Source organism: Mangrovimonas futianensis (assembly GCF_021245805.1).
Taxonomy (GTDB): Bacteria; Bacteroidota; Bacteroidia; order Flavobacteriales; family Flavobacteriaceae; genus Mangrovimonas; species Mangrovimonas futianensis.
Genome location: NZ_JAJJNF010000004.1, coordinates 160,557 through 174,968, shown reverse-complemented (window position 1 = coordinate 174,968; position 14,412 = coordinate 160,557). Strand labels below are relative to the sequence as shown.

At 35.3% G+C, this 14,412-nt stretch carries 17 protein-coding genes; all 17 read left to right on the top strand.

Annotated features, from left to right (window positions below; genetic code table 11):
- Window positions 1-45: 45 nt before the first annotated feature.
- The 17 genes from gcvH to LOK78_RS08015 all read left to right on the top strand — a co-directional run bounded on the left by gcvH (window position 46) and on the right by LOK78_RS08015 (window position 14,408).
- Window positions 46-426: a glycine cleavage system protein GcvH gene (gene gcvH, locus LOK78_RS08095; RefSeq protein ID WP_166956067.1), complete on the top strand. Its 381-nt coding sequence runs from the start codon at window positions 46-48 to the stop codon at window positions 424-426.
- Between the two features lie 58 nt (window positions 427-484).
- Window positions 485-799, top strand: a complete 315-nt coding sequence (locus tag LOK78_RS08090) for a VanZ family protein (RefSeq protein WP_166956064.1) — start codon at window positions 485-487, stop codon at window positions 797-799.
- Window positions 800-857: 58 nt separating this feature from the next.
- Complete coding sequence (locus LOK78_RS08085) at window positions 858-1,577, top strand: energy transducer TonB (protein WP_053970465.1); 720 nt, start codon at window positions 858-860, stop codon at window positions 1,575-1,577.
- A 115-nt stretch (window positions 1,578-1,692) separates the two neighbouring features.
- Window positions 1,693-2,490 carry an energy transducer TonB gene (locus LOK78_RS08080; RefSeq protein ID WP_232634545.1) on the top strand — a complete coding sequence of 266 codons (798 nt, stop codon included), beginning with the start codon at window positions 1,693-1,695 and terminating at the stop codon, window positions 2,488-2,490.
- A gap of 98 nt (window positions 2,491-2,588) precedes the next feature.
- A complete protein-coding gene (gene remB / locus LOK78_RS08075) occupies window positions 2,589-4,709 on the top strand; it encodes a gliding motility outer membrane protein RemB (protein ID WP_232634544.1) in 2,121 nt (706 codons plus the stop codon).
- A 60-nt stretch (window positions 4,710-4,769) separates the two neighbouring features.
- Window positions 4,770-5,663: a heme o synthase gene (gene cyoE, locus LOK78_RS08070; protein ID WP_232634543.1), complete on the top strand. Its 894-nt coding sequence runs from the start codon at window positions 4,770-4,772 to the stop codon at window positions 5,661-5,663.
- 2 nt (window positions 5,664-5,665) lie between these two features.
- On the top strand, window positions 5,666-6,247 hold the full coding sequence (locus LOK78_RS08065) for a cytochrome c oxidase subunit 3 (RefSeq protein WP_232634542.1): 582 nt from the start codon (window positions 5,666-5,668) through the stop codon (window positions 6,245-6,247).
- Between the two features lie 128 nt (window positions 6,248-6,375).
- Window positions 6,376-7,356 carry a cytochrome c oxidase subunit 3 gene (locus LOK78_RS08060; RefSeq protein WP_166956036.1) on the top strand — a complete coding sequence of 327 codons (981 nt, stop codon included), beginning with the start codon at window positions 6,376-6,378 and terminating at the stop codon, window positions 7,354-7,356.
- A gap of 19 nt (window positions 7,357-7,375) precedes the next feature.
- Window positions 7,376-7,759 carry a cytochrome C oxidase subunit IV family protein gene (locus tag LOK78_RS08055; protein WP_053970459.1) on the top strand — a complete coding sequence of 128 codons (384 nt, stop codon included), beginning with the start codon at window positions 7,376-7,378 and terminating at the stop codon, window positions 7,757-7,759.
- A 66-nt stretch (window positions 7,760-7,825) separates the two neighbouring features.
- Window positions 7,826-8,545, top strand: a complete 720-nt coding sequence (locus LOK78_RS08050) for a hypothetical protein (protein ID WP_232634541.1) — start codon at window positions 7,826-7,828, stop codon at window positions 8,543-8,545.
- Window positions 8,535-9,266, top strand: coding sequence for an SCO family protein (locus LOK78_RS08045; protein ID WP_232393382.1), 732 nt, complete (start codon window positions 8,535-8,537; stop codon window positions 9,264-9,266). The genes LOK78_RS08050 and LOK78_RS08045 overlap by 11 nt, the downstream gene beginning before the upstream one ends.
- The gene (locus tag LOK78_RS08040; RefSeq protein ID WP_232634540.1) at window positions 9,259-9,789 is read left to right on the top strand and encodes a DUF420 domain-containing protein; all 531 of its coding nucleotides are present in this window, start codon (window positions 9,259-9,261) and stop codon (window positions 9,787-9,789) included. Before LOK78_RS08045 ends, LOK78_RS08040 begins: the two co-directional genes overlap by 8 nt.
- A 2-nt stretch (window positions 9,790-9,791) precedes the next feature.
- The gene (locus LOK78_RS08035; RefSeq protein ID WP_166956024.1) at window positions 9,792-10,019 is read left to right on the top strand and encodes a hypothetical protein; all 228 of its coding nucleotides are present in this window, start codon (window positions 9,792-9,794) and stop codon (window positions 10,017-10,019) included.
- 82 nt (window positions 10,020-10,101) lie between these two features.
- Window positions 10,102-10,803 (top strand): ABC transporter ATP-binding protein, encoded by a 702-nt coding sequence (locus LOK78_RS08030; protein WP_053970454.1) that lies wholly within the window; start codon window positions 10,102-10,104, stop codon window positions 10,801-10,803.
- Window positions 10,796-12,025 carry an ABC transporter permease gene (locus LOK78_RS08025; protein WP_232634539.1) on the top strand — a complete coding sequence of 410 codons (1,230 nt, stop codon included), beginning with the start codon at window positions 10,796-10,798 and terminating at the stop codon, window positions 12,023-12,025. The genes LOK78_RS08030 and LOK78_RS08025 overlap by 8 nt, the downstream gene beginning before the upstream one ends.
- Before the next feature lie 4 nt (window positions 12,026-12,029).
- Window positions 12,030-13,271, top strand: a complete 1,242-nt coding sequence (locus LOK78_RS08020) for an ABC transporter permease (protein WP_166957207.1) — start codon at window positions 12,030-12,032, stop codon at window positions 13,269-13,271.
- A gap of 15 nt (window positions 13,272-13,286) precedes the next feature.
- Window positions 13,287-14,408 carry an efflux RND transporter periplasmic adaptor subunit gene (locus LOK78_RS08015; RefSeq protein ID WP_232393380.1) on the top strand — a complete coding sequence of 374 codons (1,122 nt, stop codon included), beginning with the start codon at window positions 13,287-13,289 and terminating at the stop codon, window positions 14,406-14,408.
- Window positions 14,409-14,412: the final 4 nt, after the last annotated feature.

Below are 14,412 nucleotides of genomic sequence, written 5' to 3'. Positions count from 1 at the left end.
TTATAAGGTTGAATAGATACATTTGCGGAAACAAACTTAAGTACTATGAATATTCCATCAGAATTAAAGTATACCAAAGACCATGAATGGGTCATGATAGATGGTGATGTGGCCACTATTGGAATTACCGATTTTGCCCAAGGAGAATTGGGAGACATCGTTTATGTAGAGGTAGAAACAGTAGATGAAACCTTGGATGCAGAAGAAATCTTCGGAACGGTTGAAGCAGTAAAAACAGTATCTGATTTATTTTTACCAATGGCTGGAGAAATCATTGAATTCAATGAGTCTCTTGAAGATGAGCCAGAAAAAGTAAACAACGATCCTTATGGAGACGGATGGATGATTAAGGTAAAGTGCTCTGATCTTTCTCAATTAGACAATTTGTTATCTGCAGAAGATTACAAAGAGCTAATAGGTGCTTAGGAAACGGACATTTTTAATCACAATACTATATACCCTTTGTCTTACTATTGTTTGTTTAATGACGATAGATATGGACAAAGTGGAGGAATATGCTCCTTCATACATTGATAAAATTTTCCATTTCTGTGCCTATCTCCTTTTCAACGGATTTTGGTTTGCAACCTTTGTGATTAGGTTTGGAAAACGAAAAAGAACAGCATTTTTTTATGCAATTATCTTTTCAGTGATTTTTGGTATAATTATTGAATGTCTTCAATGGCTGATCACCACATCTAGATCATTTGATTTAATAGATATCCTTTTTAATATAGCTGGAGTATTAGTTTCATCTTTGTTGATTACGGGGTATTTTAAACTAGTTAAAAAACAATAATGGTTTGCTTTTTTGCCAAATAAATGGTTATTTTAGCGGACAGGAAAATTTAAAACTCATGGAACAAAAGAAAAGTCCTAAAGCCAATGTAGGTAGAAATAGTTCACTGTTTTTTGCCGTCGGTTTAGCCTTGATGCTGTTTTTCACGTATACAGCTATCAACTACAAATCGTATGACAAAGAAATTATTGATATCGGAACATTGAGTTTGGATCAAGAGTTGGAAGAAGAAGTGCCAATTACTGAGCAAATCCAAACACCACCACCGCCACCGCCACCGCCAGCTGCACCAGAAGTTATTGAGGTAGTTGAAGATGAGGAAGAGGTTGAAGAGACCGTTATTGAATCAACTGAAACGAGTCAAGAAGAGGAAATCGTTGAAGTAGAGGAGGTAGTTGTTGAGGAAGTAGAAGAAGATGTTGAGGTTCCGTTTGCGGTAATTGAAAATGTTCCTGTATTTCCTGGATGTGAAAAAGGTGACAACAATGCTAAGAAAGCTTGTATGAATGAAAAAATCACCAAATTTGTCGCTAAGAATTTTGATACTGATTTAGCAGGAGAGCTTGGTTTGAGCGGTATCCAAAAAATCAGTGTGTTCTTTAAGATTGATAAAAATGGTGAAATTGTTGATGTAAAGGCTAGAGCTCCGCATCCAAGATTAGAGCAAGAAGCAAAAAGAGTTGTTGGTAAATTACCTAAAATGAAGCCAGGAATGCAAAGAGGTAAAGCAGTAAGAGTACCTTATTACTTACCTATCAAATTCCAAGTTCAAGACTAAGTTTAAAACTTATATATCTTATAATTAAGAAATCCCGTTACAAATGTAGCGGGATTTCTTTTTTGGTATGCTTATTGTGTTTTTGTGATAATATTAACATATAAAAAGTATTATCATGAAATTATTCAACAACAATCGGTCTTTCGTTCGGCAAAACGAAAATGATGTGTCAAAACCACAAAAGCACGATGCAAATTTACAAAAAAACTCCACCCTCTTTTTTCAAGTAGGTCTTATTGTTGCACTCTTGGGTGCTTATGGGTTATTACAATTGAACTTTAAATATACAGAGGCTCTTGTTTCTGATAGAGGGGAGACTATCACAGAGGATCCCTATGCGATGGATTTGGCTTTTAAGATTTATAAAGAACCCGAAGCAAAACCTGTGGAAAAGAAAGCAACATCAAAACCCAAGTTATTGCTTGAACCAAAAATTGTTGATAACAATGCATTATTACCAGAAACAGATAATTTAATTACAGAACCAGAGCCTACAGATACACCTTTGGATCCTGGAAGCATCAAGGTTATAGAAATTCCGGTTGATGTGCCTCCGATGCCTGTAAATGCTGTAGCAGAAGCGCCTGTGTTTCCAGGGTGTGAAAAGGTAAATGGTCGGGACGAGAGAATTAAATGTTTGTCTGATAAAATCAACCAACATATTCGTAAAAAGTTCGATGCCAATTTGGGATCAAAGCTTGGTTTGGATGGAATTCAAAGAATCAATGTGATGTTTACTATTGATACCAATGGAAACGTGGTCGGGATAAAGGCTTTATCAAAGCATAAGGAATTGGATGAAGAAGCGGTAGAGGTGATGGGGAAATTACCCAAAATGCAACCAGGGAGACAAAATCAAAAACCCGTAAAAGTATCCTATACCTTTCCAATTATTTTTCAGGTTCATGATTAATTCAAAAATTGAAGACCGTTACCCTAGGGTAACGGTTTTTTTAATCTACTCGTTATTAAAAAAATAGTATCTTTCGGTCAAATTAAGAGACCCCCTGTATGAGGCATGCTATCTTCTTGGTACTTTTATTTATTCCGAGTTATTTCTTTTCACAATCAGAATTATTAAACGAAAAACCGCCTGTTTTTCCCAATTGTGAATCTGTTCAAATTGATGATTTGAAAACCTGCTTTGACAATCAAATATTCACTTTTGTTTTTGAAAATTTCAAGGTACCAGAAAAGGTAAGTGAAGAGAACTATAAAGGAGAGGTCATGGTTCTTTTTGAAGTGAGTAAAGAAGGAGTGTTTCAAGTAGTTTATGTCGATGCTATCTATAATGAGTTAAAAGATGAAGCCCGAAGGGTGTTTCAGGAATTACCAAAAATTCAACCTGCAACCTATAATGGGAAACCTACTTTCAAGCAATACTCGGTGGCTATTAAAATACCTTTAATCAACCAAACGATTTTAAAAGAAGAGGTGGTTAGAACGCAAGACGGTAAAGCCAATCCCGATGAACTTACCGAACTTGAGAAAGCTGCAAAAACACAGTATGATAGTGTGGGTTTAAAATTAGTGCCTTACAGTCAAAAGGAATACTCTAGTCAGTTAAACATCCCATTTACCCATAGCTTTTATTCACAATTTGATAGAAGTATCAATTTGGTAGGTACCAATAGTCATACGGCTTCTAAACCGTTAATGTATCAAGATGTATCTCAATACTATGATTTTAAGGCTGAGAAAGAAGCGTTACTTAAAGAAACTGATAGTTGGTTTGGAAGAAAGCTGTTTAATGAACATTTTGTTAGAATACAATCAAAAAATTATTGGTTTACGCTAGACCCCATCTTTGATTTTGAGGTAGGTAAGGACACAGATGCCAGCTTTAATTCCACTTTTAATAATACGAGGGGTATTTATTTTCAAGGAGGGTTAGGGAAGAAATTGAATTTTTTCACTGCGGTTTATGAAAGCCAAGGACGCTTCGCTCAATATATTAATGAATACACGACCTCAATTGCCGCAAATGATGGGGTGGGAGTTGTTCCAGGTCGTGGGATAGCTAAAAGGTTTAAAGAGGATGCATTTGATTATCCTGTGGCTGAAGCCTACTTGTCATACAGTCCGTTTGAGTTTTTTAATGCGCAATTTGGTCATGGTAAAAACTTTATCGGAGATGGTTATCGCTCTTTGTTTATCAGTGATGTTGCTAGCCCCGTTACTTATTTAAAATTCAATACGTCCTTTTGGAAAATTAAATATACCAACACTTGGATGTGGTTAAGAGATGTGAGGCCAGAGACTATTGATGATGCCGGTGCCTATAAGACTAAATATATGGCAACACATTATTTAAGTTATAATGTAGGTAAGAGATTGAATATTGGGTTATTTGAATCTGTTATTTGGGCAAAAACCGAGAATCGTTCGTTTGATATCAACTATTTGAATCCAATCATTTTTTATAGAGCTATAGAGTTTGAGTCTGGCCAGGATGCTGGGAATGCTTTATTAGGAGCATCTGCAAAGTATAAGGTAAATGACAATATTAATGCCTATAGCCAGTTTATATTAGATGAATTTTCTTTAAGTGACGTGACCGGAGGAAACAAAAGTTGGAAAAATAAATTTGGATATCAACTAGGGTTAAAGTATTACCATGCTTTCAAAGTGAAAAACTTGATGCTTCAGGCAGAATACAACCGAGTGAGACCCTATACCTATTCCCATAATAATGTGGTATTGAACTATGGTCATACCAATCAATCGATGGCTCATCTATGGGGGGCAAATTTTAGTGAGTTTATTGTGATAGGAAGATACCATTACAAACGATGGTTTGGAAATGCTAAAGTTATCTTTGGAACTAGGGGTTATGATTTGAATCAAGATGGAGATGAATTCAGCTATGGAGGTGATATTTTTAGGGATTATAATGAAAGACCTTATGATACAGGTGTCACCGTAGGACAAGGAAATAAAACCAAAACTGTTTTTGCTAATGTTCAAGTAGGTTATTTATTAAACCCGTCTACTAACCTTAAACTCTTTGTGGATGTAACTTTCCGAGATTTTAATCCACAAGCCCAAACTGTAAATACCTTTAAAAATAATACGGTATGGTTTAATATTGGGTTAAGGACAGACCTATTTAATTGGTATTTTGATTTGTAGAATAAGTTTTTCAAAGTATCTTTGCGCACGCATTTTTTAAGCGAAAAATGACATTTTACCTTGAGTAGATCCAAAACTTCACCCGTTCAGCACACCTTAATTTCAGATTTTAAGGAAATCACCAAAATCCGTTTGGCAATAAGCGTGGTTTTTTCATCTATCGCAGGTTACCTTTTAGGAGTTGACGTCGTTGAAATTAAAACATTAATCCTTTTGGGATTGGGAGGTTACTTTATGGTGGGTGCATCCAATGCCTATAATCAAATCATTGAGCGTGATTTGGACGCTTTAATGGATAGAACGAAAGACCGACCGGTACCCGCTAAAAGGATGACCGTTAACACGGCTTTCACCATTGCTACGGTTTTTACCATTTTGGGAATTGTAATTTTATACATCATTAACCCTAAAACGGCTATGTTTGGGGCGGTTTCCATATTTTTATATACCAGTGTTTATACGCCTTTAAAAACAAAAACACCATTGTCTGTTTTTGTTGGTGCCATTCCAGGAGCCATTCCTTTTATGTTGGGTTGGGTGGCAGCAACGAATGATTTTGGAATGGAGCCAGGAACCTTATTTGCTATTCAGTTTTTTTGGCAATTCCCTCATTTTTGGTCTATAGGTTGGTTTTTGTTTGACGATTATAAAAAGGGAGGCTTTTTTATGTTGCCAACGGGAAAAAAGGATAAAGGAACTGCTGTTCAAATTATCATGTACACCGTTTGGACTATTTTGGTTTCCATCATTCCTGCTTTTGGTTTTACAGGTAGATTATTTTTGACCCCTATTGTCGCAAGTATCGTTTTAATACTTGGATTAGGAATGTTATACTTCGCCATCCGGTTGTATAAGCAAATGTCTTCGGTGGCAGCCAAAAAATTGATGTTAGCAAGTGTTTCCTATATAACCTTACTGCAAATTGTATATGTAGTAGATAAATTTTTGAGATAGTTATGGATTTAACTCAAGGAACTTTTGAAGAAAAAAATAACCGAGCAAAAAAAATGATGCTTTGGTTCGGATTGATTTCTTTATTTATGTCTTTTGCTGGGTGGACTAGCGCCTTTATTGTAAGTAGTAAAAGACCAGATTGGTTGACTGATTTTGAAATGCCACAAGCTTTTCAAATGAGTGTTGCCTTGATTATTGCAAGTAGCGTTACCTTATTCTTTGCAAAAAAAATGTTGCTGAAGGGTAAGAATAAATTAACTACTATATTGTTAAGTATCACTTTTGCCTTGGGAATCCTTTTTGTTATTAATCAGTTTGCCGGATTTAGGGAAATATTAAATCAAGGCTATAATTTTACGGGGCCTACCTCAAATGTGACCATGTCTTATATCTATTTGATTGCAATTGTACACATTGCTCACGTGCTTATAGGATTATTTTGTCTGCTGGTAGTAATTTATAATAATTCTAAACAAAAGTATTCTGATGGGCATACTTTGGGATTGGATTTGGCCTCAACCTTTTGGCACTTTGTTGATTTGCTATGGGTTTACCTGTTTTTATTTTTTACCTTTATGAACTAGAAGGCCTATCAAATTGATGTAAAGGCTGTAAGAACAGAAAATAATGACTTTCAAAATGTTTTTTGAAATTTCGTCAAAAAGATAAAATAATTATTTTTGTGCAACTTTTAAAACTATACCAATAAAATATGGACACTACTGTTGTTAATACAGGAACAGAAGGAAAAACTTGGGGAGGTGGTAATGAGCCACTAAAAGCAAGTTATGGTAAGATGATGATGTGGTTCTTCATCCTTTCTGATGCCTTGACCTTCTCTGGGTTCTTAGCGGCCTACGGCTTTTCAAGATTTAAATTTATTGATTATTGGCCAATTGCCGATGAGGTGTTTACTCACGTTCCATTTTTGCATGGTCAAGAATTGCCAATGATCTATGTGGCATTTATGACCTTTGTATTAATCATGTCATCTGTAACCATGGTATTGGCTGTAGATGCTGGTCATAAAATGCAAAAGACCAAAGTAACTTGGTATATGTTTCTTACCATTATTGGAGGTTTAATATTCGTTGGTTCTCAGGCTTGGGAATGGGCAACCTTTATCAAGGGAGACTTTGGAGCCGTACAAACAAAAGGAGGAAATATTCTTCAGTTTGTTAATACAGATGGTGAAAGACTTGCCATCAGAGATTTTACAACGTCACAGCATTCTGAAAGAGCACAACACGAACGTAAAAGTGGTCTTTGGTTTGTGAGCGAAGGGGCATTACCTGATTTTACGGTTGCAGAAGTTGTAAAAGGCATGGAAGCAAACGATGATATTCTTATCAGAACTCAAATGTTGGATGAGCACGGTCATAAAACAGTGCTTTCAAGAGAGGAATCTTTAAGCATGTTAAAGGATCACGGGAATTTAGTGGTTCACGGAGCTAACCTTCATGTTAATGAATACGGTTCGCCTTTATTTGCTGATTTCTTTTTCTTCATAACTGGTTTCCACGGATTCCACGTATTTTCTGGAGTTGTTATCAACATTATCATTTTCTTTAATGTGATTATCGGAACCTACGAAAGAAGGAGAAGTTATGAAATGGTAGAGAAAGTTGGACTTTACTGGCACTTTGTAGATTTAGTTTGGGTATTTGTATTTACCTTCTTTTACCTTGTTTAATCCTGAAATTCATTAACTAATGGCACACGATCATAAATTAGAAATATTAAGAGGTACTGTTAAATTTAAGTCTAATACCCAAAAGATTTGGGGTGTTTTGATTCTTCTTTCAATAGTAACTGCTGTTGAGGTTGTTCTAGGTATTTACAAACCAGAAGTTTTAATGGGTAAGATAATAGGAATGAAAATCCTTAACTGGATTTTTATTATCCTAACGCTTGTTAAAGCCTATTACATTACTTGGGACTTCATGCACATGCGTGACGAAACCAAAGGTTTAAGAAGAGCGGTAGTTTGGACAGCAATTTTCCTAATTTGCTACTTAATCTTCATCCTTTTACAAGAAGGAGGATATGTTGAAGGAGTTTATTCAAATGGATTTATCAAACAACACGGATTCTAATTCGTAACGTTAAATAGATATCAAAAGGCGGTTTTTTAAACCGTCTTTTTTATTTTTGTGCCCATTATGGAACGAAAAAAAGTTACAAGAAATTTAGTGTTGGGAGTATTGTTTTTTCTTCCTGTTATGTTTTTGATATTTCTTTACCCAGCTAAGCATAATTACCAGCCCTTAGACATCATAAAAAGTCATATCTATGATATAGACACCTTTAAAAATTTTGAAGGGCAGCAAGTGACCTTGAATAATCATTTAACTGTTATCGGGTTTTTAGGTAATAATCCAATGAAACATCTTACAGAAGCCTCCAATTTGAAGGAGTTAGTTTATGATAAATTCAAAGGATTCAAAAAATTTCAAATTGTTGTGTTGTTTCCAGAAAATCAAAAGGAGCAAGCAAAACAATTGTATGAAGAAATTTCCACCTATGAAGATTTACGATTCTTTGAATTTGCATTTGGGGACCCTTCTGAGATCCAAACGGTTTTCAATAGCCTTAACCATCAAGTCGCTCTTGATACCAACTATTTCACGCCACAGGTTTTTATTGTTGATAAGGAATTGAACCAAAGAGGACGTTTGGACGATAGAACGGATCAAGAAATTGAAAAGGCGTCTGAAATTTATCCTTTATACTCTTACAATACGCTTGAAGTAGCTGAAATGAAAAATAAGATGAGTGAGGATATGCGTATTCTATTTACAGAATATAGACAAAAGAGAAAGGGTGATTTTGATTCAACCACTAGAAGAGCAAATGATTTAAATATTGAACATGAACAATAAATCTAAATATTCCTATATAGGCATTGCCTTTATTATCTTGGTTTTCGGGATAATTTTTATCCCAAAGATTGTAGATCGAATTAAACATGATGATATCTCGAGAAGCGAAAGGATGTCAACCGAACAGGACAATAATTTTTCAGATCAATCCAAATTGGCTTTTATAGAAGTTAATGGCGAGCCTAAAAAAGTGCCTTCATTTAGCTTTGAAAACCAAAATGGAGAGATGATTACAGAAAAAGATTATTTAGGCAAGGTTTATGTCATCGAATTCTTTTTTACGACCTGCCCAACCATTTGTCCAAAGATGACATATAATTTGGTGCAAGTGCAAAATGCTTTTAAATCATTTGAGGAATTTGGTGTGGCTTCGTTTACCATCAATCCAGATCATGATACTCCAGAAGTATTAAAGTCTTATGCAGAAGAATACGGTGTGACAAATCCAAATTGGAATTTAATGACCGGAAACAAAGAGGATATATACAATTTGGCCAATTTAGGCTTCAACTTGTTTGTAGATGTAGAAAATTTTGAGCATTCAGGTAATTTTGCCTTAATCGATAAAAATGGATACATTCGATCTAGAACCGATGCTTATGGTAACCCAATTATTTATTACAGAGGTACAGTTTCAGAAAAGGAGCAGGTGAATGATGAGGGTGAAAAAGAGGAGATTAGTATGTTGAAAGAAGACATAAAAAAATTATTAAATGAGTAATCAGCCATTAGAAGAGCAAAAGAAATACAATAAATGGATTGTGCTTCTATCTATTGCTATACCCGTGGTAGTAGCGGTTTTGTTTCGAGTTAGAATTCCCAATATGGGACCTTGGATGTTTTTGCCACCCATATATGCAAGTACAAATGCCATTACAGCTATACTTTTAATATTTGCTTATTGGGCTATCATTCAGAATAAAATCAAGTTACATGAAACCTTGATAAAGATAGCCATGGGGTTTTCAATTGCTTTTTTGGTAATGTATGTGGCATATCACATGACTAGTGATCCTACGCCATATGGAGAAGATGGTGTTTTAAAATATTTCTATTATGTCATTCTAATAACTCACATCTTACTTTCTGTAGTGGTTATTCCTTTTGTTTTGATTACCTACGTTAGGGCTATAACTAATGATATAGAAAGACATAAAAAAATAGCTAAAATCACTTTTCCTTTATGGTTGTATGTGGCCGTTTCTGGTGTGATGGTTTATGTGTTAATTTCACCATTTTATTAAGAATGAAACGGTACTGGTTGTTTTTAATATTAGTCATTTTTTTCAGTCTCTCTACAGAGGCCCAATGTGCCATGTGTAGGGCTGTCTTGGAAAATGAGGAAGGACAAAATGCAGCTGAGGGTATCAATGACGGTATTGTATATTTAATGATCATTCCTTACCTCTTAATAGCTGGTTTAGGGGTCTTTATTTATAAAAAGTTTAACAAGACTAAAAAAGTAGCTACCTAAATAAAAATTTACTTTTGTTGTAACATATACCCTAGTTATTAGTCTAATGGATATATGAATTATACAACCAAGAATTTTAGGTATGCTTAACATTCGAAAACTTCACAAATCTTATCCGATTGGTGATTCAAGCCTACATGTTTTAAAAGGAATTGATCTTTCTGTTGAAGAAGGAGAAATGGTGGCTATTATGGGGTCCTCGGGGTCTGGTAAATCTACGTTGCTAAATATTATTGGAATGTTGGATGAGGCAGATTCGGGTGAATATATTTTAGATGGTGTTCTTATCAAGAACCTTACTGAAAAAAAAGCAGCCATTTACCGCAATAAATTCTTAGGTTTTATTTTTCAATCCTTCAATCTTATCAACTACAAAAATGCTCTTGAAAATGTGGCGTTACCGTTATATTATCAGGGACTAAAAAGGAAAGAGCGATTGGAAAAGGCACTTTTTCATTTAGAAAAAGTGGGATTAAAACCATGGGCACACCACTTGCCCAACGAACTTTCAGGGGGACAAAAACAAAGGGTGGCCATTGCAAGAGCGCTGGCTGCAAATCCAAAACTACTTCTGGCAGATGAGCCAACGGGTGCCCTGGATACCAAAACTTCTTATGAGATTATGGATTTTATTCAGCATTTAAATGATGAAGGAAAAACCATATTAATAGTTACCCATGAAGAGGATATTGCAAATATGTGTAAGCGTATTGTGCGTTTGAAAGATGGAGTGATTATGGAAGATATCAATGTGGAACAAGTAAGAGCATTCCAGAATGTTTGATTTAGACCTTTGGAGGGAAATATTTCAAAGTATTAATAAAAACAGAACACGCACCGTGCTTTCTGGGTTTACGGTGGCATTTGCAATTCTGCTTTTTGCGATTCTATTTGGTATGGCCAATGGTTTGAGCAATACATTTTCAAATGCCTTTGTTGATGATGCCAATAATGCCATTTTTATTTATACCGGCACAACCTCAAAAGCTTATAAAGGCTACCAGGCGGGAAGACAAATCCGATTGAAAAATGAGGATTTGGATTATGTAAAGGAAACTTATGGTGATAAAATTCAATATTTTACAGGACGCGTAACAAGAAATGTCAATGCGTCTTTTGAAAATGAAAAGAATTCCTATGGTATGCGGGCTGTCCATCCAGATCATCAATACCTGGAGAATACAAAAATCACGGAAGGAAGGTATATCAATAAAATAGATATTGAAAACAAGACTAAGGTAATCGTTATAGGTCGATTAGTGGAAGAAGATCTCTTTGCAAAGACAACGGCCATGGGTAAATATCTCAATTTGGATGGTATACAGTATAAAGTAGTTGGAATTTTTAAAGATGATGGAGGAGATAATGAGGAGCGCATGATTTATACGCCTATAAGCACAACTCAAAGACTTTATGGTAATAACGACTATCTCGATCAAATTAACGTGACTTACAATCCTAAGATGAGCTATGATGAAGCCATTGATTTTGGGAATCAAATCACTAAAGATTTAAAAGAACGTTTTTCTGTTGACCCAACCGATCAGAGAGCCATTAGAATTATGAATATGGCTCAGGCTAATAAGGGAACCAATCAAATTACATTTGCATTGAGTGTCATTATTATAATTATTGGATTTGGAACCTTGATTGCGGGTATAGTCGGTATCAGTAATATCATGATTTTTGTGGTTAAAGAGCGAACCAAGGAAATTGGGATAAGGAAAGCTCTTGGGGCGCCACCAAAGGCTATAATTTCTATTATTTTATTGGAGTCCATTTTGATTACGACCATTGCAGGTTATTTTGGATTGGTACTCGGGATGGGAATTTTAGATTGGATAGGCCCCAGTTTAGAAACTTATTTTATTACAGACCCTAAAGTGAGTACTAGTTTAGTTATTGGCGCTACCATTACTTTAATAGTTGCAGGCTCAATTGCTGGTTATTTTCCAGCAAAAAAGGCCTCTAAAATTAAACCCATTGTGGCCTTAAGAGATAATTGATATGATGGGATTTTTATTTGATAGAGATACGTGGCAAGAAATTTTTGAAAGCTTGGGCAAAAACAAGCTAAGGACTGTATTGACCATGATAGGTGTTTGGTGGGGTATTTTGTTGTTGATTAGTTTGTTGGGTTCTGCTAGAGGTTTGGAGAATGCCTTTAATAGGTTGTTTGGGGATTTTGCTACAAACAGTGTTTTTATTTGGGGCCAAAGTACAAGCAAACCCTTTAAGGGATTCCAGGAGGGCCGATTTGTGAGATTAACGCTTACAGATGCTAAAAATGTTGAAGAAAATGTAGAGGGCATCGAATTTGTAGTTCCTAGAAATCAAAGCCAGGGATTAGTAGTAAGAAATCAGTTGTCTGGGACCTTTGGTATTAATGGTGATTATCCACTTTTGGATCGGGTTCAAAAAAAGAAAATGATTCGAGGTAGGTTTATCAATGAGAATGACATAAAAGAAAACAAAAAGGTAGTGGTCATTTCTGATGAGATTTACAAACAATTGTTTGATAAGGATGAAGAAATGATAGGGGAGCTCATACAAATTAAGGGTATCAACTTTAAAATCATTGGTGTGTTTGAGACAGGTAATGTCCAGATGGGCCCAAGAAGTGATATCCACATTCCATTTACTACGTTTCAGCAGATATTTAACCAAGGAGATAATATTGGTTGGATGATGATTACTGGAAAACCCGATTACAACATCACTCAAATAGAAGCAGACGCGAAACTTATGTTAAAGAACCTGAATCAAATCCATCCGGAGGATAATAGGGCTTTCGGAAGCTTCAATTTAGGGAATGAGTTTAAAAAGGTGACTGGGTTTCTGGTTGGAATGCAATTTTTAACATGGTTTGTAGGATTGGCAACTTTGATTGCCGGCGTTTTTGCGATAGGTAATATTCTACTAATTACGGTTAAGGAACGAACCAAAGAAATCGGAGTAAGACGTGCCTTGGGAGCCACACCATTTGAAATAAAAAGACAAGTTATCGTAGAAGCCGTGTTTATCACCTTGGTTTCTGGTCTTTTGGGAATTATATCAGGAGGATTAATATTGATGCTACTTAATAAAAGCTTTGGACAAGGAGAGGATGCTGTATTGGTCAATCCATCGGTTCCCCTCGTAGTAGTCTTTTTTTCATTAGTACTGTTAGTTGGCTTAGGATCTTTAATAGGTCTTATACCAGCCTTTAAAGCGACAAGTATTAAACCAATTGATGCATTAAGAGAAGAATAAATAACAATCAAAATAATGAATAAAACAGTTAAAATTATTGTTGGAATCGTACTACTCATCTTATTGATTTGGGTAATAAAGTATTTTAAAGATTCAAATTCAGCTTCAGTCGAAGAGTTCAAAACAGAAAAGCCATTTTATTCATCAATAAATACCAAAGTGGTGGCTACTGGGAAACTGAATCCTGAAGAGGAAATCGAGTTAAAGCCACAAATCTCTGGGATTGTTGACGAAATTATGGTAGAGGAAGGCGATATAGTTGAAAAAGGAGATCTTATCGCAAAAATTAGAGTCGTTCCTAATGAGCAAAGTTTGGTGTCTGCAAGTAGTAGAATTAATACGGCACAGTTATCATATAATAATGCTAAAACCTTGTTTGATAGAAACAAGTCCTTATTCGAAAAGGGTGTGATTTCAAAACAAGATTTTGAAAACAGTGAGTTATCCTTAAATCAAGCTTTAGAAAGTCTGAATCAAGCCAGAAATGATTATCAGATTATTAAAAAGGGATCGTTGTCTGGAGGTAGTTCAGCAAATACCAATATCATCGCTCAAATTGCTGGAACGATTCTAGAAATACCTGTGAGAGAAGGTGATCAGGTGATAGAAAGTAATAATTTCAATGATGGAACTACGATCGCTACTGTAGCCGATATGAATAAAATGATCTTTGAAGGAAAAGTGGATGAGGCAGAAGTTGGTAAACTAGAAGAAGGTAAAGGTATCAAAGTTGTTTTAGGGGCTTTGAATGAAAAGGAGTTTCCTGCAAAACTTACTTTTGTTGCTCCAAAAGGCGTGGAAGAAAATGGAGCGGTTCAATTCACTATCAAAGCAGATGTTGAAGTAGAGCGAAGCACCAAGATTCGAGCTGGATACAGTGCCAATGCCGAAATTGAAATGGAAAGCAAGGATAGTGTTTTAGTTATCAAGGAATCATTGTTGCAGTTCAATAGAATTACAGAAAAGCCTTTTGTTGAAATCAAAAAGGCAGATAATACCTTTGAGGAAAAATATGTAGAATTGGGGATTTCTGATGGAATTAATATCGAAATTTTAGAAGGTGTTAAAGAAGAAGACGAAATTAAAGTTTGGAATAAAGCTTCTGACGAGAATAATGAAAATGGAAGAAACCGTTAATATG

What these genes read in the sequence shown, in the direction of transcription:
- gcvH (WP_166956067.1), top strand. Translation starts at nt 46, where the DNA reads ATGAATATTCCATCAGAATTAAAGTATACCAAAGACCATGAATGGGTC.
- LOK78_RS08090 (WP_166956064.1), top strand. Translation starts at nt 485, where the DNA reads ATGACGATAGATATGGACAAAGTGGAGGAATATGCTCCTTCATACATT.
- LOK78_RS08085 (WP_053970465.1), top strand. Translation starts at nt 858, where the DNA reads ATGGAACAAAAGAAAAGTCCTAAAGCCAATGTAGGTAGAAATAGTTCA.
- LOK78_RS08080 (WP_232634545.1), top strand. Translation starts at nt 1,693, where the DNA reads ATGAAATTATTCAACAACAATCGGTCTTTCGTTCGGCAAAACGAAAAT.
- remB (WP_232634544.1), top strand. Translation starts at nt 2,589, where the DNA reads ATGAGGCATGCTATCTTCTTGGTACTTTTATTTATTCCGAGTTATTTC.
- LOK78_RS08065 (WP_232634542.1), top strand. Translation starts at nt 5,666, where the DNA reads ATGGATTTAACTCAAGGAACTTTTGAAGAAAAAAATAACCGAGCAAAA.
- LOK78_RS08060 (WP_166956036.1), top strand. Translation starts at nt 6,376, where the DNA reads ATGGACACTACTGTTGTTAATACAGGAACAGAAGGAAAAACTTGGGGA.
- LOK78_RS08055 (WP_053970459.1), top strand. Translation starts at nt 7,376, where the DNA reads ATGGCACACGATCATAAATTAGAAATATTAAGAGGTACTGTTAAATTT.
- LOK78_RS08050 (WP_232634541.1), top strand. Translation starts at nt 7,826, where the DNA reads ATGGAACGAAAAAAAGTTACAAGAAATTTAGTGTTGGGAGTATTGTTT.
- LOK78_RS08045 (WP_232393382.1), top strand. Translation starts at nt 8,535, where the DNA reads ATGAACAATAAATCTAAATATTCCTATATAGGCATTGCCTTTATTATC.
- LOK78_RS08040 (WP_232634540.1), top strand. Translation starts at nt 9,259, where the DNA reads ATGAGTAATCAGCCATTAGAAGAGCAAAAGAAATACAATAAATGGATT.
- LOK78_RS08035 (WP_166956024.1), top strand. Translation starts at nt 9,792, where the DNA reads ATGAAACGGTACTGGTTGTTTTTAATATTAGTCATTTTTTTCAGTCTC.
- LOK78_RS08030 (WP_053970454.1), top strand. Translation starts at nt 10,102, where the DNA reads ATGCTTAACATTCGAAAACTTCACAAATCTTATCCGATTGGTGATTCA.
- LOK78_RS08025 (WP_232634539.1), top strand. Translation starts at nt 10,796, where the DNA reads ATGTTTGATTTAGACCTTTGGAGGGAAATATTTCAAAGTATTAATAAA.
- LOK78_RS08020 (WP_166957207.1), top strand. Translation starts at nt 12,030, where the DNA reads ATGGGATTTTTATTTGATAGAGATACGTGGCAAGAAATTTTTGAAAGC.
- LOK78_RS08015 (WP_232393380.1), top strand. Translation starts at nt 13,287, where the DNA reads ATGAATAAAACAGTTAAAATTATTGTTGGAATCGTACTACTCATCTTA.